The sequence below is a fragment of the Arthrobacter sp. P2b genome, from assembly GCF_900168295.1.
Lineage (GTDB): Bacteria > Actinomycetota > Actinomycetes > Actinomycetales > Micrococcaceae > Arthrobacter.
Genome location: NZ_FVZL01000002.1, coordinates 88051 through 106565 on the forward strand (window position 1 = coordinate 88051; position 18515 = coordinate 106565).

At 65.5% G+C, this 18515-nt stretch carries 14 protein-coding genes; 4 read left to right on the forward strand and 10 right to left on the reverse strand.

Features of this window, described 5'->3' with window-relative positions; all coding sequences use genetic code 11:
• The first annotated feature begins 27 nt into the window (after positions 1-27).
• Both B5520_RS05005 and B5520_RS05010 read left to right on the forward strand, forming a co-directional pair.
• Positions 28-1416 carry a sigma 54-interacting transcriptional regulator gene (locus tag B5520_RS05005; RefSeq protein WP_079595983.1) on the forward strand — a complete coding sequence of 463 codons (1389 nt, stop codon included), beginning with the start codon at positions 28-30 and terminating at the stop codon, positions 1414-1416.
• Positions 1417-1430: 14 nt separating this feature from the next.
• Positions 1431-3431 (forward strand): vWA domain-containing protein, encoded by a 2001-nt coding sequence (locus B5520_RS05010; RefSeq protein ID WP_079595984.1) that lies wholly within the window; start codon positions 1431-1433, stop codon positions 3429-3431.
• 33 nt (positions 3432-3464) lie between these two features.
• On the opposite strand, the gene B5520_RS05015 is transcribed toward B5520_RS05010, so the two are convergent.
• Positions 3465-5648 (reverse strand): amylo-alpha-1,6-glucosidase, encoded by a 2184-nt coding sequence (locus B5520_RS05015; protein ID WP_079595985.1) that lies wholly within the window; start codon positions 5646-5648, stop codon positions 3465-3467.
• A 217-nt stretch (positions 5649-5865) separates the two neighbouring features.
• Here B5520_RS05015 and B5520_RS05020 point away from each other — a divergent pair, with 217 nt between their 5' ends.
• Together B5520_RS05020 and B5520_RS05025 are read left to right on the forward strand one after the other, a co-directional pair.
• On the forward strand, positions 5866-6498 hold the full coding sequence (locus tag B5520_RS05020; RefSeq protein WP_079595986.1) for a dihydrofolate reductase family protein: 633 nt from the start codon (positions 5866-5868) through the stop codon (positions 6496-6498).
• Positions 6499-6653: 155 nt separating this feature from the next.
• The gene (locus B5520_RS05025; RefSeq protein ID WP_079595987.1) at positions 6654-7799 is read left to right on the forward strand and encodes an MFS transporter; all 1146 of its coding nucleotides are present in this window, start codon (positions 6654-6656) and stop codon (positions 7797-7799) included.
• Between the two features lie 48 nt (positions 7800-7847).
• Here the strand turns inward: B5520_RS05025 and B5520_RS05030 are convergent, their stop codons facing one another.
• The 9 genes from B5520_RS05030 to B5520_RS05070 all read right to left on the reverse strand — a co-directional run bounded on the left by B5520_RS05030 (position 7848) and on the right by B5520_RS05070 (position 18405).
• Positions 7848-10007: an amylo-alpha-1,6-glucosidase gene (locus B5520_RS05030; protein ID WP_079595988.1), complete on the reverse strand. Its 2160-nt coding sequence runs from the start codon at positions 10005-10007 to the stop codon at positions 7848-7850.
• Between the two features lie 165 nt (positions 10008-10172).
• Complete coding sequence (locus tag B5520_RS05035) at positions 10173-10862, reverse strand: GntR family transcriptional regulator (RefSeq protein WP_079595989.1); 690 nt, start codon at positions 10860-10862, stop codon at positions 10173-10175.
• A 217-nt stretch (positions 10863-11079) separates the two neighbouring features.
• Complete coding sequence (locus tag B5520_RS05040; RefSeq protein ID WP_079595990.1) at positions 11080-11772, reverse strand: GntR family transcriptional regulator; 693 nt, start codon at positions 11770-11772, stop codon at positions 11080-11082.
• 38 nt (positions 11773-11810) lie between these two features.
• The gene (locus B5520_RS05045) at positions 11811-13265 is read right to left on the reverse strand and encodes an NAD-dependent succinate-semialdehyde dehydrogenase (RefSeq protein WP_079595991.1); all 1455 of its coding nucleotides are present in this window, start codon (positions 13263-13265) and stop codon (positions 11811-11813) included.
• A gap of 29 nt (positions 13266-13294) precedes the next feature.
• Complete coding sequence (locus B5520_RS05050) at positions 13295-14548, reverse strand: aspartate aminotransferase family protein (RefSeq protein ID WP_079595992.1); 1254 nt, start codon at positions 14546-14548, stop codon at positions 13295-13297.
• An 80-nt stretch (positions 14549-14628) separates the two neighbouring features.
• Entirely contained in the window at positions 14629-15762 is a 1134-nt protein-coding gene (gene solA / locus B5520_RS05055; protein ID WP_079595993.1) for an N-methyl-L-tryptophan oxidase, read from the reverse strand.
• 3 nt (positions 15763-15765) lie between these two features.
• Positions 15766-16533, reverse strand: coding sequence for an amino acid ABC transporter ATP-binding protein (locus B5520_RS05060; RefSeq protein ID WP_079595994.1), 768 nt, complete (start codon positions 16531-16533; stop codon positions 15766-15768).
• Complete coding sequence (locus B5520_RS05065; RefSeq protein WP_254865474.1) at positions 16530-17462, reverse strand: amino acid ABC transporter permease; 933 nt, start codon at positions 17460-17462, stop codon at positions 16530-16532. The genes B5520_RS05060 and B5520_RS05065 overlap by 4 nt, the downstream gene beginning before the upstream one ends.
• 10 nt (positions 17463-17472) lie before the next feature.
• Positions 17473-18405 (reverse strand): ABC transporter substrate-binding protein, encoded by a 933-nt coding sequence (locus B5520_RS05070; protein ID WP_079595996.1) that lies wholly within the window; start codon positions 18403-18405, stop codon positions 17473-17475.
• Positions 18406-18515 lie beyond the last annotated feature (110 nt).

Consider the following 18515-nt stretch of genomic DNA (forward strand, 5'->3'; position numbering starts at 1 on the left):
CGGTGGCCGGAGGGCTACCGTAGTGGGGTGACTGACCGTCCAGATATCTTCACCGTTGGCGAACTGCGTGCCGCCGGCCACGTCCATAAAGACCTAAGGCGTGAAATCCGGGACAACCTGCTCGCCGCGCTGGCCACCGGCCGGGATCCGTGGCCCGGGATGTACGGGTTCGGCCGCACCGTCCTTCCCCAGCTGGAGCGGGCCCTGATCGCCGGCCACGATGTTGTCCTGCTCGGTGAGCGCGGCCAGGGCAAGACCCGCCTGCTCCGCACCCTCGCCGGGCTGCTGGACGAGTGGTCACCGGTGATCGAGGACTCGGAGCTGAACGAACACCCTTACCAGCCCATCACCGAGCAGTCCCGGGCCCGGGCCCTCACCGAAGGGGACCGGCTGCGGGTGGCATGGCGCCACCGTTCGGAGCGTTACGTCGAAAAGCTTGCGACGCCGGACACCTCGGTGGCCGACCTCATCGGCGACGTCGACCCGATGCGCGTGGCCGAGGGCCGCCGCCTCGGCGACCCGGAGACCATCCATTATGGCCTGATTCCGCGCTCCAACCGCGGAATCATCGCCATCAATGAGCTGCCCGACCTTGCCGAGCGGATCCAGGTGGCGATGCTCAACGTGATGGAGGAGCGGGATATCCAGATCCGCGGCTATGTCCTCCGGCTGCCGCTGGACGTGCTGGTGGTGGCGTCCGCCAACCCTGAGGACTACACCAACCGCGGCCGGATCATCACACCCCTGAAGGACCGCTTCGGCGCCGAAATCCGCACGCATTACCCCATCGAGCTCGATGACGAGGTAGCCGTGATCCGGCAGGAGGGCCGGCTCCTGGCCGACGTCCCGCCCGTGATCCTTGAGATCCTGGCCCGTTACACGCGAGCGCTGCGGCAGTCCCCGGCCATCAACCAGACCTCCGGAGTGTCCGCACGGTTCGCCATCGCCGGCGCCGAGACCGTTGCCGCGGCGGCCCTGCGGCGGGCAAGCGTGCGTGGCGAGGACCAGGCTGTTGCCCGGATCATCGACCTCGCGCCCGCGGCCGAGGTCCTCACCGGGAAGATCGAGTTTGAATCGGGTGAGGAAGGGCGTGAGCAGGGTGTCCTTGACCACCTCCTGCGAACGGCCACTGCCGAAGCCGCGCGTGCGCATTTCCAGGGCATCGACCTGGGACCCCTCGTGGCCGCGCTGGATGGCCACACGACCGTGACCACCGGTGAGCACGTCACCGCCCGGGAGTTCCTGCAGAACCTCCCGTCCCTGAACGGTTCAGGCCTCTATGACGAAATCAGTGCACGCCTGGGTGCGGAAAACGACGGGCAGCGTGCCGCCGCCGTCGAACTTGCGTTGGAAGGCCTCTACCTTGCCCGGCGGATCTCCAAGGAGTCCGACGACGAGGCGACGGTCTACGGCTAGGTACAGGAGACAGCATGGCGGCTTACAACCGGTCCGCCAGGTACGGCCGGTACGCCGGAGGGCCGGATCCCCTCGCCCCGCCGGTGGACCTTGCGGAGGCGCTGGACGCCGTCGCCGAGGATGTCATGGCGGGATACTCGCCCCGGCACGCCCTGCAGGAGTTCCTGCGGCGGGGCGGCCGGAACCGGGAAGGGCTGGACGACCTCGCCCGGCGCGTCCGGGAGCGCCGCAGTGAACTGCTGGGACGGCACCGGCTGGACGGCACCCTCAATGAGGTTCAGAAACTGCTGGAGACGGCTGTGCTGGAGGAACGCAAGCAGCTTGCCCGCGACGCCATGATGGACAACGCCGACCGTGCGTTCCGGGAGATGCAGCTGCAGAACCTTCCCGCCTCCACCGCGGCGGCGGTCAACGAACTCGCCTCCTACGACTGGCAGTCGAGCGCCGCACGGGAAGCGTACGAGAAGATCAAGGACCTGCTGGGCCGGGAGGTCCTGGACCAGCGCTTCGCCGGCATGAAGCAGGCACTCGAGAACGCCACCGAGGAGGACCGGGCCGCCGTGGCGGAGATGCTGCGGGACCTCAACGAGCTGCTGGACAAACACCGGCGCGGCGAAGACACCGACGCCGACTTCCAGGACTTCATGGCCAGGCACGGCGATTACTTTCCGGAGAACCCGCGGTCCGTCGAAGAGCTGATCGACGCGCTCGCCAAACGCGCCGCGGCGGCGCAGCGGCTCCTGCAGTCCATGTCCGCGGAGCAGCGGGAGGAGCTCATGCGGCTCTCCGCCCAGGCCTTCGGCTCGCCCGAACTCATGGCCCAGCTCGATCAGCTCGACTCAAGCCTGCGGTCCCTGCGGCCCGGGGAGGACTGGACCGGCTCGGAACGCTTCGAGGGCCAGGAGGGGCTCGGGCTGGGTGACGGTACCGGTGTGTTGCAGGACATCGCCGAACTGGACGAGCTGGGCGAACAGCTGTCCCAGTCCTACAACGGGTCACGCCTGGACGATCTTGACCTCGATGCCCTCGCCCGCCAGCTGGGGCAGGACGCCGCCGTCAGCGCCCGCACCCTTGCCGGAATCGAACGGGCCATGCAGGACGGGGGCTACCTGCGGCGCGGCGCCGACGGTGACCTCCGGCTGTCCCCGCAGGCCATGCGGCGGCTCGGGAAGTCACTTCTGCGGGACACGGCCAGGCAACTCTCCGGCCGGCAGGGGCGCCGGGAGACCCGGACGGCGGGCGCCGCCGGCGAACAGACCGGCTCCAGCCGCCAATGGGAGTTCGGGGACGCCGAGCCGTGGGACGTCACACGGACCATGACCAACGCCATCCGCCGCACCGTGGCAGACGGCGGTGATCCCGGCCGCGGCTTCCGCCTTGGGGTGGGCGACATTGAGGTGACGGAAACGGAGGCGCGCACGCAGGCCGCCGTCGTCCTTTTGGTCGACGTCTCCTTCTCGATGGCGGCTGAGGGCCGCTGGGTACCAATGAAGCGGACCGCGCTCGCCTTGCACCACCTGGTCTCGACCCGGTTCCGTGGCGACCGGCTGCAGCTTGTCACGTTCGGCCTCTATGCGCAGTCAATGGACATCGGCGAACTCACGGCACTGCCCGCCCTACGGGAGCAGGGCACCAACCTGCATCACGGCCTGCTGCTGGCCGGCCGGTTCTTCCGCCGGCATCCGTCCATGCAGCCCGTCCTCCTGGTGGTGACCGACGGCGAACCCACCGCGCACCTGCTGGCTGACGGTGAGTCATGGTTCTGCTGGCCACCGGATCCGGAGACCATCCGCGTCACGGTTGCCGAACTTGACCGCCTTGCGCGTGCCGGCACGCAGGCCACGTTTTTCCGCCTCGGTTCGGACCCTAGCCTTGAGCGGTTCGTGCAGCGCCTGGCACGCCGCATCGACGGCCGGGTGTCGGCGCCTGAGGTGGGGGACCTTGGCGCTGCGGTGGTGGGGGAGTACCTCCGAGCACACTTCCGCCGCCCCTACGACACCGATGACTGGATGTGACAGACGCCGGAGGCACTGGAGTGGCCGGAACATTCAGTCGTTGGACACGGCACCGTTCCCCTGCGGAGTGTCCAGTCCCGCCTGCGCCACCAGTTCGGTCAGCCACGGCCGGTGTTCACGATGGAAACGGATGCCCTCCGGCAGCCCTTCCACAGATGGTTCCGAACCGCTGATGTTGATGGTCATGCGGCCGCCGGCCATGGGCGCGTTGCTGATATGCAGGTCCCCGAACGACTCCGGCAGAGCCGGGTCCATCCAGAACCCGCCCCGTGACACGTGGGCGTCGTACCGCATCAGGCTGGTAATCAGCATGATCGGGGTGGTGGCCGCCCACGCCTGCGGCGAACAGGCGGTGGGATACGGCACCGGTTCGGCCACCTGTTCCCGGCTGAAACCGCAAAAGAGTTCAGGAAGCCGGCCATTGGAGTAATCCGCCGCTTCCAGCAGCGCCGTAGCGATCCGCTGTGCCTCCTCCACGTAGCCGTAGCGCATCAGGCCCGCTGCGATAATGGCGTTGTCGTGGGGCCAGACCGAACCGTTGTGGTAGCTGGCGGGGTTGTAGGCGCCCATATCGGTGGCCAGGGTGCGGACACCCCAGCCGCTGAACATCTCGGGCGACATCAGCCGTTCGGCCACCAGCGGGACTTTGTCGTCGTCCACGATGCCGTGCCACAGGCATTGCCCCATATTCGACGCGCACGCGTCCACCGGCCTCTTCCTGCCGTCCAGGGCGACGGCGAACCAGCCCCGCTCGGGCAGCCAGAAGTCTTCGTTGAACCTCTTCTTCAGCCGGGCCGCCTCTTCGGTGAGCCGCGCGGCCATCGGTGCGTCCCCGCCGTCGTACGCCATCCATGCACGGGACAGCAACGCGCTGTACACCAAAGCCTGCACCTCGCACAGCGCAATCGGCGGCTCGGCCAGCGTTCCGTCGGCGAAGTTGATGCCGTCCCAGGAGTCCTTCCAGCCCTGGTTCAGGAGGCCCTGGTCGTTGAGCCGGGCGTATTCGACGAAGCCGTCGCCGTCCTTGTCGCCGTAGTCCCGGACCCAGTCGAGCGCCCTGTCCGCATGGGGCAGCAGGGCGGCAATGATGTCCTTGGCGAACCCCCAGCGGCTGACCGACCCCAGCGTCATAACGAACTGGGGCGTGGCGTCGACGCTGCCGTAGTAGACGGACTTGCCGCCCAGCGCCAGCCCGCTGGAAACACCCAGCCGGACCTCGTGCAGGATCTTCCCGGGTTCCTCCTCGCTCATCGGATCCACCACCTTGCCCTGGCGGTCAGCCAACGTCTGCAACGTACCCAGGGCCAGCGAGGGGTCCACGGGGAGGGCCATTTCCGACGCCCACAGGGAGTCCCGCCCGAAGAGCGTCATGAACCACGGCGCACCCGCTGCCACCACGATCCGCTCCGGATGGGCGGGATCCTCGATCCGCAGCGCACCCAAGTCGTCATAGCTGCGCCGCAGGGTCCGTTCAATGGAACGGTTGCCCATGTGCAGCCTGGGGATCTTCGCCACCCACTCCCGCCGCCGGCGGTCGCTCGGAGATTCCTGGAGTCCAGCCTGATGGACGGGCGGCGCGGAAGGAGCCCCGGTGCCGGCACCGGCAGGCGTCGCGCTCAGCCGGGTGCTCCACTGCCCCCGCGGCGGGACAAGCGTCTGATAGGTGAGTGCATCCGGGGTGGCCACGGCGCCGCTGCCTTTGATGACCACCCGCTTCAGGACGTCGTGCCAGACGGCCTCGATGGTGAGCGACTCGCCGTCGGAGCGCCGGGATTCCTCCCAGTGCCGCTGGACCCGCGCCTCCTTAACTTCGAACAGATCCGCGAAATCCGCTTCAACGCTGACGGAAACACTGCATTCGGCCGGCTCGGACGAGTAGTTCCGGATGGTGATCTCCTCGAAGAGCCCGGCGGCCACTTCGCGCAGGCGCTCCACGATCAGCGGGCTGTCCGCATACCCGTCGGAGCGGGGAACGCGGCCGATGAACAAGGCGCGGTACGGTTCCTTTGTTTCCGCCGTCAGCGGTTCCAGGGGCTGGCCGTTCACCGCCAGGTTCCAGCGGGACACAATGCGCGTGTCCTCGTGGAACACCCCGTGCGGATGTTCCGGGTGCATGTCTCCATTGGCCAGCGAAATGCAGAAGGACGAGCCTTCCACGAGGGTGTTGGTTCCGGCTCCCACAGGTCCGGCAGCTGTGTCAGCGTTCCATCCGGCCACGTCCGCTCCTTCAAGGGTCAGGGCGGAGACGGCTCCCGGCAATCCGGCTCGAACGACCCGTGGCGCCGCCCGCGGAATCGAGGTTACGCCTAACGCCACCGCGATAAAAGGTGCGCCTCCGCCGGTTCTGCCGCCTGGCACCGGCGCCCTTGATCGCCGGAGTGCTGCGGGAATAGCATTGCCCGCACACCGACATCGACCAGAGCGGGGAGCGGCCATGGATGAGCCGGCAGCAGAGGGGCCCGGCGGAAGCCTGATGGTTGACCTGATCATCTCCCTGGACGGGTATGCGTCAGCCGAGGGGTGGCCGGGCTGGTGGGGGCTGGAGGGGCCGGAGTACCTGGCCTGGCTCGACCAGGAGGCGGAAAAGAACTACACCGTCCTGATGGGGGCGAACACCTACCGGCTCATGTCCGGCATGTCGGCGGCCGCCTCCGCGGACGGCTCGGGATTCCGGGACAATGAGGGGGCCAGCCTGACCGGACTTGCTGCAGTGCCCAAAGTCATTTTCTCCTCCACCCTGCAGGAACCCCTGGACTGGCCCAACTCGCAGCTGGTCAGGGGTGACGCCGTGGAGGCCGTGTCGGAGATGAAACGGAGCGGCGACCGCCCGCTGAGCACCCTGGGCAGCCTCAGCCTCTGCCGCTCGTTGCTGGCCGCGGGCCTCGTGGACCGTTTCCGGCTGGTTGTCTTCCCGGTGATCACCGGGAAGACGGGGCGGGAGCGGATCTACGACGGGTATCCCGACGTCGGGCTCGAGATGGTGGACAGCAGGACTTTCGACGGCCGGCTCCAGCTGCTCGAATACGTGCCCACAGTGCTCGCCGGCCCGCCGGGCACTGCCTCCTGAGCCGTATCCGCCAGCGTTTCTTCATCATCGCGGCCTCCTGGAACTCCGATCGGCACCAGGATGTCCCGTCCGGTTGGCTGACCCCTGCTTTGTGCTTCGCAGAAATTTGGCAGACTGCAGGAAGTATGTCATCGGCGAAAGGGTAGTTTTCCACAATGGGCGCGATCGGATACCTGGCTGCTTCCGTCCCCCTGCGGCTGGCCAGCGCGGGTTCGGTGGTGGCGCTCCCCATCCTCGCCGTGGAGCGGCTGGGTGACGTCGCCGTCGGGGGCCTCCTCGTGGCCGCCTCGCTGGGTCCCAGCGTTCTTGCGGCTCCGCTGGTGGGTGCCGTCCTGGACAGTTCCTCCCGCCCGGGAAGGTGGGTTGCCGCGTCGGGGATGGTCACGGCGGCTGCCTTCGCAATGACGGCGTTCATCGGCAGTATTCCGCTGCCCGCCATCTTCGCGGTCCTGGTCCTGGCCGGCGCGGCCTCCCCGTTCTACATGGGCGGGCTCTCGAGTTTCGTTGCCGGTGCCATTCCGGACGTTCGGCGGGCGTTTGCCTATGACGCCCTTTCCTACAACGTGGCGGCGGTGGCCGGCCCCGCCATCGTGGCGCTGATCGCGGTGTTCCTGCCGGCCCAGTCGGCGCTGGCGGTCCTGGCCGCCGCTGCGGCATTAGGCCCCCTGGCGTTGCGGGGACTCCGCCTGCATCCCCATGCCCGCGCCCGCGGTTCGCTGTGGCAGGCGGTCAAAGCCGGCCTGTACAGGATTGTCAGCCACCGGCCGCTGGCAGTTGTTACAGCTTCCTCCACCTTCACCCAGCTCGGCCAGGGCGGCCTGGCCATCGCAGCCGTCGCGCTCTCGATCGAAAGGGTCGGTTCGCCCAGCGAGGGCGCCATGGTGGTGACCGCGTTCGCCGTCGGCAGCCTGCTCGGGGCCCTCCTGGAGACAGCCCGGCCTGCGCGAGGCCGCCCCAACATGGTCATGATGACCGGCTTCCTGGCGACGGGACTGCTGACAGTGGCAGCCGCTTTCGTCATCGGGACGGCCTGGACCGTGGTGGCCATCGGCCTCTCGGGCCTTTTTACGGCGTCCACCTCGGCCGCCATGCTGTTCCTCCGCAACCTGCACAGCCCGTCCCACCTCAAATCCCAGATCTTCACCGTGAGCGCAGGCTTCCGCGCCAGCGCCTCGGCTGCCGGTGCGGCGCTGGCCGGGTCGGCAACCGGATGGGGTGGCGCCCTGACGGTCGCTGCGGTCGGCATCGTCTGGATTGCCTCGGCAGCGCTGATGGGCGCCTATCCAAAGGGCGAAGAGTGAAAAAGCCCTCGCGCGACGTGCCACCGCCCACGCCGGGGCGGGCGGCAGTCAGCTGTGCCGGTTCAGCCCTGCCTGCTCCACCAGCTCCGTCAGCCACGGGCGGTGGCCACGGTAGTAGACCATTCCCTCCGGCAGCCCCTGAACCGAGGGTACGGAGTGGGCAATATCGATCGTGATCCTGCCGCCGGCCATCGGGGCGTTGCTGATGTGCAGGTCACCGTATGATTCCGGGAGGGCCGGATCCATCCAGAAGCCGCCGCGCGAGACGTGCGCGTCGTACCGCATCAGGCTTGTGATCAGCTGGATGGGAGTGGTCGCTGCCCAGGCCTGGGGTGAGCAGGCCGTCGGGTAAGGCACCGGTGCCGCCAGCTGCTCGCGGCTGAAGCCGCAGAAAAGTTCGGGAAGCCGTCCGCCGGAATATTCGGCGGCTTCCAGCAGGGCCGTGGAAATCCGTTGGGCCTGTTCCACAAAGCCGTAGCGCATCAGCCCGGCAACGATGACCGCGTTGTCATGCGGCCAGACCGAGCCGTTGTGGTAGCTCGCGGGGTTGTAGGCGCCCATGTCACTGGCCAGGGTCCGGACGCCCCAGCCGCTGAACATCTCCGGGGACATCAGCCGCTCCGCGACCAGCGGCGCCTTGTCCTCGTCCACGAGGCCCACCCACAGGCAGTGGCCCATGTTGGACGTGCACGCGTCGACCGGCCGTTTCCTGCCGTCCAGTGCCACGGCGTAGTAGCCGCGCTCAGGCAGCCAGAACTGCTCATTGAAGCGCTTCTTCAGGTCCGCCGCCTGGGCGGCGAGCCGGGCGGCCAGGGCCTCGTCCCCGGCGTCATGGGCTATCCATGCCCGCGCCATGTACGCGTCGTACACGTAGGCCTGGACTTCGCACAGCGCAATCGGTGGCTCGGCGAGTGTCCCATCGGCGAAGTTGATGCCGTCCCAGGAGTCCTTCCAGCCCTGGTTGATCAGTCCTTGCGGGTTGAGCCGTTCGTACTCGACAAACCCGTCGCCGTCCTTGTCGCCGTAGTCCCTGATCCAGTCCAGGGCCCGGTCCGCGTGCGGAAGCAGGGCTGCGATGGTGTCGGCGGCAAAGCCCCACCGGCTGACGGATCCTAGGACGGCAACGAACAGCGGCGTGGCATCCACGCTGCCGTAGTAGACGTGCTTTCCGCCCAGGGACAACCCGCTGGACACATCCAGCCTGACCTCGTGCAGGATCTTGCCGGGCTCCTCTTCGGTGATGGGGTCCACCACCGTGCCCTGCCGTTCGGCCAGCGTCTGCAGGGTGCCCAGGGCCAGGGAAGGGTCAACGGGCATGGACATTTCCGAGGCCCACAGCGAGTCCCGGCCGAACAGGGTCATGAACCAGGGCGCGCCTGCGGCAACCACCACGCGCTCCGGATGGTTTGGATCCTCGATGCGCAGGGCACCCAGGTCGTCATAGCTGCGCCGCAGGGTCCGCTCAATGGAGTGGTTGCCCATCTGCAGGGCGGGAATCTTGGCCACCCATTCCTGCCGCCGGCGGTCCCGTGGAGAGGCTTCCCCGCCTTGGGCGTGAATGAACGACGGCGGGGGAGGGCTGGCTGCCCCGCCGCCGGGGATGACGCTCAGCACCGTAGTCCACAGACTGTGCGGGGCAATGGTCACCTTGTAGGTCAAAGCGCCCTGCATGGCATCCGAGCCGGGGGCCTGGATTGAAACGCTTTTACGCATGTCTTCCCAGGTTCCCGCAATGGTCAGCATGCCGGGTGCTGTTTCATGGTTCTGCTGCCACAGCCGCCGGATCCTTGCTTCCTTGACCTCGAAGAGATCGGCAAAATCCGCCGCCGCCGCCATGGTGACGGTGCACTCAAGGGGCTCCATGGAGTAGTTGCGCAGCGTGATCTGCTCCTGGATGCCGGCGCCTACTTCGCGGAGCCGCTCAACGATGAGGGGGCTGTCCGCGTAACTTTCGGAGCGGGCGACCCGGCTGACGAGAAGGGCCCGGTACGGCTCCTTTGTTTCGGCGGCGAGGGGTTCCAGCGGCTGGGCGTTGACCGTGAGCTGCCAGCCGGACAGAATGCGGCTGTCCTGGAAGAAGACGCCGTGCGGGTGCTCGGGGACAATGTCTCCGTTGGGAGACGAAATGCAGAACGATGTGCCTTCCACGAGGGTCACGGTCCCGGGGCCGAGAGGGCCCGCGGCGGTGTCAGCATTCCATCCAGCCATGGCCCCTCCAGGAGCAGTGAAGCCGGGGAGGCGAAGCTGCAGGCGCATCCCTTTGACCGGCCGCCCCCTTGTGCAATCACGCTACTCCTGCCTGCCCCTCCCCGCCAGAACTTGCTTGCGGGGCACTAGTGAGGGGGCCGGGACAGCTTGGTTCGCGCTGCTAGCTCAGGGTTTTTCACCCTCGTGCCATGTGGCCGTCAGGTCTTCAACCGCTTTTTGCATGTGCTGGTGGATGCCCTTGAGCAGACCCTTTCTGTCACCGGCGGCCAGGAGATCCAGGAGGTTCTGGTGTTCCTGGACAAGGGTGTCAAGGCGGGGGTAGGACACTTTCAGGTTCAGGATGCACATCCTGGATTCGGCAGCGAGTGTCCGGTAAATCCTGTTGAGGCGGGAGTTGCCTGCACCCTCCACGAACGATATGTGGAACTGCATGTCCAGCCGGGCGATTGCCTGCCAATCGGACGCGGCCACCTGCTTCGCCATGTCGGTGACGATGGATTTTAGGTTGTCCACCGTCTCATCGACTCGTTCAGGCCCGGCATCCAGCAGGGTCTGCGCAGCGGTGGATTCCACGGCCTCGCGGACGGCGTAGATCTCCCTGATGTCGTCGACGGTGAGCTCCAGGACAAACACGCCCCGGTTCCGGTGGCTGACGAGGAGGCCTTCCTGGGCGAGCCGCTGCAACGCCTCGCGGACAGGGCCGCGGGAAGACCGCAGCTGGCCGGCCAGGACGGATTCGTTGATCTGCTCTCCGGGCCGAAAGGTTCCCTGGACGATCTGTTCCCGCAACTGGTCCGCGATCAGCTGCGCAGTTGGTCTGCCTTCGATGACGAAGAGGCCCTCCGGTGCCGCCATTGTTATCAACTCAACTTTCCTTGTTCCGGCCAGGACGCGTGGAAACTGGCGCTGCCGAATCGTCGACAATTTACAGATCCTAGGTAAAAGTGTACTGGCTTGCAGTGGACGCTGACGGTACCCGGCCCATGCGAAAGGCCACGTCCTTGTGGGACGTGGCCTCCCGCCGTCGAACTTCTTTTATTATCGAATTGCGTTGGTTGTCGGACCGCCTTGGTTAGACGGTTACCGCATCCGGTTGATCCGGGGCTGTGAGATCCTCCACAGCTTTGCGCATGTGTTGCTCTATGGCGTGGTGAAGGCCGGAGCGTTCGCCCGCCTCGAGCAGGTCCAGAATGGTCTGATGCTCATGGACCAGGGCATCGATCCGGGGATACGCCAGCTCAAGGTTATGGATACACATTCTGGATTCGGCGGCCAGGGTGTCATAGATACGGATAAGGCGGGTGTTGGCTGCACCTGCCACGAACGTCGCGTGGAACTCCATATCCAAGCGGGCGATGGCATGCCAGTCAGAAGCGGCAACCTGTTTCGCCATGTTGCGTACGGTTGCCTGCAATGCCTGGCAGGTCTCCTCTAACCGGGCGGCGTCGGCGTCGAGAAGGGTATCCGCGGCGACCGACTCCACAGCTTCACGAACTGCGTAGATCTCCCTGACGTCGTCATGGGACAGTTCAAGGACGAAGACGCCGCGGTTTCTCCGGCTGACCAGGATTCCTTCCTGGCACAGGCGTTGCAGCGCCTCCCGGACTGGACCCCTGGATGAATGAAGCTGGACCGCGAGTACAGATTCGTTGATCTGTTCCCCCGGGCGGAAGACCCCCTGAACTATCTGTTCCCGCAGCTGGTCAGCGATCAGTTGCGCAGTGGGCCTTCCCTCCAGGACAAACAGCCCTTCCATTGCCGCCATTGATACCCCTCCTCCCGTTGTCGGGTTAGCGCCGATGCCTAAACGGCTATTGCTGTGTACTTGGTCTCGAGGAACTCCTCGATGCCGGTTTTCCCGCCCTCGCGGCCCAGCCCGGACTGCTTGACCCCGCCGAACGGCGCCGTGGGGTTGGAGACGAGGCCGGTGTTCACGCCAACCATGCCGACTTCAAGTTCTGTCGAGAACCGGAGGGCCTTGTCCATGGCTTCGGTGAACACGTAGCCCACCAGTCCCCAGTCGGTGTCATTAGCCAGCTTGATGACTTCGTCTTCGCTGTCGAAGGCGGTGATCGCTGCCACCGGCCCAAAAATCTCGGTGGACATCAGCAGGGCATCCTTCGGGACGTCCACCAGGACGGTGGGGTTGTAGAAGTAGCCGGGGCCGTCGGGGCGGTTCCCACCGGTGAGGATGCGTGCGCCCTTTGCGACCGCGTCCGCGACCAGACTTTCAACCTTGTCCAGCCCCTTCTGCTCAATCAGCGGGCCCACGTCGTTGCCGGATGCGGCCCCGTCGCCGACCTTGAGTTCAGACAACTTCTTGGCAAGTTTTTCGCTGAACTCCTCAACCACCGAGCGGTGCACGAAGAAACGGTTCGCGGCGGTGCAGGCCTCGCCCATGTTCCGCATTTTTGCCTTCAATGCCCCGTCTACAGCCTTTTCAATGTCCGCGTCCGCGAGGACGATGAAAGGCGCGTTGCCGCCCAGTTCCATGGAGGAGCGCATGACGTTGTCCGACGCCTGGCGCAACAGCAGCTTCCCCACTTCGGTGGAGCCGGTAAAGCTGACCTTGCGGGCGATGCCGCTGCTCATCCAGGGTCCTACGACGGTTGAGGCCTTTGTTGTGGGGACGACGTTCAGGACACCGTCCGGCAGGCCGGCCTGCCGGAAGATGTCGGCCAGCGCCAGGGACGTCAGCGGGGTCAGTTCTGCAGGCTTGAAGACCATGGTGCAGCCAGCCGCGACGGCGGGAGCGATCTTGCGTGCGCCCATGGCCAGCGGGAAGTTCCACGGAGTCACCAGCACGCAGGGACCCACCGGTTCCTGCGTGATCAGGATACGGGTGCTGCGGTCGACGGACGTGGTGCTGTCGCCGCCGATCCGGACGGCTTCTTCCGAAAACCACCTGAGGAATTCTGCGCCGTAGGCCACCTCGCCCTTGGCTTCGGCCAGCGGCTTGCCCATCTCCGCGGTCATGATCGCCGCAAGGCGGTCTGCGTTGGCCAGGACCAGGTCAAAAGCCCGCCGCAGGATGTCGGCCCGCTCGCGGGGGGTGGACTTGCCCCACTCTGCCTGCGCGCGGCCGGCCGCCTGGATGGCAAGCTCGGCATCTGCGGGGCTGCCGTCAGCGACGTGGGCAATGATTTCGTGGGTTGCCGGGTTTTCCACCGGGAACGTGGCGGAGCCGGTGGCCTTTCGCCAGGCACCGTCGATGAAGAGGTCGGTACGAAGGTCTGCAGGGTCGAATGAAGTGCTCATATCAGGCTTTCAGGATGGTCGGGAAGGAGTCAGGAGGTGGCGGCTTTGAGGGCCTGGGTGAACCGCGAAAGGCCCTGCAGGATTTCGTCACTGCTCACATTCAGCGGCGGAATGATACGGATGACGTTGCCGTGCGGGCCGCAGGTCAGAAGCAGCAGCTCCTCCTTGATGGCCGCCTGCTGGACAGCAAGTGCGGTGGCAGCGTCCGGAGCGGCCGCGGGACCCGTGAACTCGATGGACTGCATCAGGCCACGCCCGCGTACATCTCCAATTACGTCGAATTCGGTTTTGAGGACATCGAGTCCAGTGCGCAGCTGGTCACCGCGGTCCAGAGCATTCGTGACCAGGTTTTCGCGCTCAATGACATCAAGGGTGGCGACACCGGCCGCCGCTGCCACGGCGTTCCCGCCATAGGTCCCCCCTTGGGATCCGGGCCAGGCTTTGCCCATCAGTTCGGCCGAGGCTGCAATGGCCGAGATCGGGAAGCCGCTGGCGAGGCCCTTGGCGGTGATGACCACGTCCGGCCTGATGCCCGCCCAGTCATGCCCCCAGAACTTTCCTGTACGGCCCACCCCCGCCTGGACCTCGTCGACGATGAAGACGATGCCGTGCCGGTCTGCGCGCTCCCTGAGGCCCTGGAGGAAGGCCACAGGGGTCGGAATGTAGCCGCCGTCGCCGAGTACGGGCTCGATGATGAATCCGGCCGTATCGGCTGGGCTGCTGATGCTGACCAGGAGGTGGTCGAGCTCTCTAAGGGCAAAGGCCACTGCTGTTTCTTCATCCCAGCCGTACCGGTAGGCGTGCGGGAACGGTGAAATGTGGACCCCTCCCATCAGGGGTGAGAAGCCTGAGCGGAACTTTGTCCCGGCGGTGGTGAGGGACGCCGCCCCGACTGTCCGTCCATGGAACCCGCCCTGGAACGAGATGATGTTGGGCCGGCCGGTGGCCATCCGGGCCAACCGGACCGATGCCTCCACTGCCTCTGAGCCGGAGGTGGCGTAGAAGACGCTGTCCAGCCCCGGAGGCAGGTATTGGCCGAGCTTGTCGGTCAGCGCAAGCAGGGGCTTGTGCATCACGGTGGTGTATTGGGCATGGATGATCTTTCCCACCTGGTCACGGGCCGCTGCGACGACGTCCGGGTGGCAGTGTCCGGTGCTGGTCACGCCGATTCCCGTCGTGAAGTCGAGGTATTTCTTGCCGTCGGTGGCGTGGATCCAGCTGCCAAGGGCGTGGTCGACGACGACGGGCGTGGCCTGCTTGAGGATGGGACTGAGAGTTGCCATGGCTCATACTTTCTGAAGAACTGTAGATTGTCAACAATTAGCAAAAACTGCGAAGTGATGACCTGTGTAGGTGGGACAGGTCAGGCCTTGGTAAAACGCTGTGGCCGTACGAAGTCCAGGCCGGAAAACAGCTGCTTGCCCAGGGCCTCATGGGCCGCAATTGCGCCGTACCCGGAAGCCATTTTGAACCCGGCGCCGGAGAAACCGGTGGCGCAGTAGATCCGGCTCGCATCCGTCAGCCGGCCCAACAGCGGATGCCGATCGGGTGTGTAAAGATCGGGGAAGGCGTCGGAGCGGACAATGCTGGGGACCAGGCCGGGAAAGAATTCGGCCACCGTCTCCGTGGTTTCCAGGATTTCGGCCGGGGTCAGCTCCCTGGCTACCGCATCGGCACGGGCGGCGGGCTGGCTGCGGCCATCAAGGGTTGCCTTGACCGTCACGCCATCGACGGCGGGCGCCCCGTACATCGAGCGGTCCCCGGAAATACGGATGAAGACAGGAAACCTTGCCGGCGAAAACTCCGCCGGATCCCGTGCGACAAACCAGGAGAGGAAATTCCTGCGGACTTCGGTGGCAGCCCTTAGGTGACCGGGCATCAGTCTCTGCGACCAGCCCCCGGAGGCGACAATGACGTTTTCGAAGGTCCAGGATCCTTCCCCGGAGGTGACCACCACACCGTCGCTGGTCTCCCGGATGCCGTCAATGGGCCTGTTCGCCACGACAGATGCCCCGTTTGCCTCTGCCGCTGCGACTGCTGCCGTCACGGCACGGTCGGTGCGCAAGGCGCCCGCATGGGGATCGAACACTGCGGAGTCGTCCGCCCGGAGGTTGTGCTGCGGGTAGCGTTCCTCCATCGCGTCCCGGCTGAGGAGCTCGTGCTCGGCCCCGGTCTGCCGTGTGGTTTCCAATAGGCTCCGCAGGTACGGCCCGTCAGTTGTTCCGATGGAGAGGCCGCCGCAGCGGGTCAGGATGTCCTGGCCCGTTTCGGCTTCCAGTTCGGCCCAAAGACGGCGTGAGCGATCCAGGATGGGGTAGTAATCGGGGATTCCCCGGTACAGCATGCGGAACAACCGGGTGTCACCGCCGACGGCGCTCCGACCGTGCCCGGGGGTGGCAGCCTCAAATCCGACCACGGCATCCGACAGGCGGGAGGCTTGCCAGAGGGCCATGGATCCGATGCTGCCCAGGCCGATGACGGCGAGTTTTCCGTCCATGGTTTAGAGGACCTGTTTCAGGAAGGCCTGGGTGCGGGTTTCTTTGGGGTTGGTGAGGATTTCGCGGGCATCGCCGCGTTCGACGATGTAGCCGTCGTCCATGAAGATCAGGGAGTCGGCCACTTCGCGGGCGAAGCCCATTTCGTGGGTGACCACCACCATGGTCATGCCTTTTTTGGCGAGGTCCTTCATGACGGCGAGGACTTCGCCGACTTTTTCGGGGTCCAGCGCGGAGGTGGGTTCGTCGAAGAGCATGATCTCGGGGTCCATGGCCAGGGACCGGGCGATCGCGACGCGTTGCTGTTGTCCGCCGGAGAGTTGGGCGGGGTAGTAGTCGCCGAAGCCGGCCAGGCCGACGCTGGCGAGCAGTTCGTGGGCCCGTTTGGCTGCCTCTTTCTTGTCAGCTCGTTTGACCAGGACGGGGCCGGACATGATGTTTTCGTGTGCGGTCATGTTGGGGAAGAGGTTGAAGGACTGGAAGACCATGCCCACCCGGGTGCGCTGTTCGGCGAGTTTTTTGGGCGGCAGGGCGTGGTAGGCGTTCTCGGTTTCGTAGTAGCCGAAGTCTTCGCCGTTGACTTTCAGGACCCCGGAGTCGACGGTTTCCAGGCCGTTGATGCAGCGCAGGATGGTGGATTTGCCGGAGCCGCTGGGGCCGATGATGCAGCAGATCTCGCCGCTGGCGATGTCCAGGTTGATGTCTTTGAGGACTGTTTTGGGTCCGAAGGACTTGCGGATCTTCTGGGCGAGGATGGTTCCGTCGTTGCTCATCGTGCAGCGCCTTCCGGGTCGGTGAGCACAACGGGTTTGGCCTTGCGGGGCAGGCGGGAGGTTGCGCGGGAGTATTTCTGTTCGAGCTTGGACTGCGGGTAGCTCAGCAGCAGGGTCATCACGAGGTACCAGAGGCTGGCGACGATCAGCAGCGGGATGGTCTCGTATGTGCGGGCGTAGATCAACTGGGCGCTTTGGAGCAGTTCGGCCACGCCCAGGACGCTGACCAGCGAGGTTCCCTTGAACATGCCGATCACCTGGTTGCCGGTGGCGGGGATGATCGAGGGCATCGCCTGGGGGATGATGACTTTGCGCATCTTCATCGCCCCGCTCATGCCCAGCGAATCGGCGGCTTCGATCTGGCCCTTGCCCACGGAGGAGAACCCGCCGCGGATGATCTCTGCCATGTAGGCCGCCTCGTTCAGCGTCAGCCCGACCAGGGCCGCGGTGATGGGTGCCATCAGGGCGTTCATGTCGATCGCGGTGCTGATATCGGTGAACGGGATGCCGATGGACAGGTTCGGGTACAGCGCCGCGACGTTGAACCAGAAGATCAGCTGCACCAGCACCGGGGTACCGCGGAACAAGGTGATGTAGACCCCGGCCGTGGCAGCGATCGGCTTGATCTTCGAACCCCGCATGATGGCCAGGGCCAGGCCCAGGAGCGTTCCCAGGGCCATGCTGGCCACCGTGAGGAAGATCGTGAGCATCAACCCGCGCAGGATCGATTCATGCGTGAAGTACTTTGCGACCACGTCCCACTTGAAGTTCGGGTTCGTTGACACCGAAAACAGGACACCGATGCCAATCAGGCTGCACACCACCCAGGCAACATACTCAAAGGTACTGCGCCGCTTGAGCCGGGGCTTGAGCGCTGAATCCTTCCCATTCATGCCGGGTTCACTTCTTTCGATGGTTAGTTGCTGCATGGAAGCCCCTTTACTTAAGGTTCGCCGTGGTGATGCCCGCGCCGCCGAGGCCCCACTTGTCCAGCGACTCCTTGTATTCAGGGCTGTCAAGGACAGACTGCGTGGCTGCCTGCAGGGCCGGCGTCAATGCAGAGCCCTTCTTAAGCCCCATGGCATTGATGTGGTCCGTGCGGGTGTCCAGCTGGGGAGCAAGGACCTCGAAGGTGTTCGGCTGCTGCTCGCTGGCCCAGGCCAGGGACGGGGTGGCGTCGACGACCCCGTCAACACGCTTGGACACCAGTTGCGTCAGGGATTCCTGGACGTTGGGCAGCGTGATGATGTTAATTGCCGGCTTGCCCTTTTCCTCGCAGGTCCACTTCGAAACGTTCGGCATGTGCTTCAGTTGCGCGTTCGACCCCTTGGTCACTGCAATATTCTTGCCGCACATTTCGTCGTTGCTGATGTTCAGCGGATTCCCATGGACTACCGCAACCGATATGCCGCTGTTGAGGTAGGTCACCATGTCCAGCACCTTCAACCGTTCCTCCGTGGGGGACATGGTGGTCACAGTGAAGTCGTAGCGGCCGCCGTCGATGCCGGGAATGATCGTGTCGAACTGGGTGTTCTCGAACTTCAGCTTGAGGTCGAGCTTCTTCGCCACGAGACGGGCGATGTCCGGATTCACGCCGATCGGGGTGGTGTTGTCATCGGCCAGGAACGTCGTGGGCGGGTAATGCAGGTCCATCGCGACGGTCAGTTCGCCCTTGGACTTGAAGGACTCCGGCAACAGCGCCACCGCGGAGGCATCCGGCTGAACGCCTTCTGAGATGTCAGCCGTGTCGGAGGTCTTGGACTTTGTTTCTCCGGGGGCCGACGTGCTGCTGGCCGCGCCGCCACATGCACTGAGCGTCAGCAGCACGGCAAGCCCTGCGGCTGCAGTCTGAACTTTGTTGATGGTCTTCATGGTGCTTCCCTTCGAATGGTTTCAGCTGGAGTCTTCTGCTGAAACGGGTGCAATTCTGGTTTCCAGGACCGTCCCGCATGCCCTTTGTCGCGCCAATGCGGCAATGGGAG

Excerpts from the sequence above, each read along its gene's own strand:
- B5520_RS05010 (WP_079595984.1), top strand. The coding sequence starts at position 1,431 with ATGGCGGCTTACAACCGGTCCGCCAGGTACGGCCGGTACGCCGGAGGG.
- B5520_RS05045 (WP_079595991.1), bottom strand. The coding sequence starts at position 13,265 with ATGAGCACTTCATTCGACCCTGCAGACCTTCGTACCGACCTCTTCATC.
- B5520_RS05040 (WP_079595990.1), bottom strand. The coding sequence starts at position 11,772 with ATGGCGGCAATGGAAGGGCTGTTTGTCCTGGAGGGAAGGCCCACTGCG.
- B5520_RS05065 (WP_254865474.1), bottom strand. The coding sequence starts at position 17,462 with ATGCAGCAACTAACCATCGAAAGAAGTGAACCCGGCATGAATGGGAAG.
- B5520_RS05030 (WP_079595988.1), bottom strand. The coding sequence starts at position 10,007 with ATGGCTGGATGGAATGCTGACACCGCCGCGGGCCCTCTCGGCCCCGGG.
- B5520_RS05070 (WP_079595996.1), bottom strand. The coding sequence starts at position 18,405 with ATGAAGACCATCAACAAAGTTCAGACTGCAGCCGCAGGGCTTGCCGTG.
- B5520_RS05060 (WP_079595994.1), bottom strand. The coding sequence starts at position 16,533 with ATGAGCAACGACGGAACCATCCTCGCCCAGAAGATCCGCAAGTCCTTC.
- B5520_RS05050 (WP_079595992.1), bottom strand. The coding sequence starts at position 14,548 with ATGGCAACTCTCAGTCCCATCCTCAAGCAGGCCACGCCCGTCGTCGTC.
- solA (WP_079595993.1), bottom strand. The coding sequence starts at position 15,762 with ATGGACGGAAAACTCGCCGTCATCGGCCTGGGCAGCATCGGATCCATG.
- B5520_RS05020 (WP_079595986.1), top strand. The coding sequence starts at position 5,866 with ATGGATGAGCCGGCAGCAGAGGGGCCCGGCGGAAGCCTGATGGTTGAC.
- B5520_RS05025 (WP_079595987.1), top strand. The coding sequence starts at position 6,654 with ATGGGCGCGATCGGATACCTGGCTGCTTCCGTCCCCCTGCGGCTGGCC.
- B5520_RS05035 (WP_079595989.1), bottom strand. The coding sequence starts at position 10,862 with ATGGCGGCACCGGAGGGCCTCTTCGTCATCGAAGGCAGACCAACTGCG.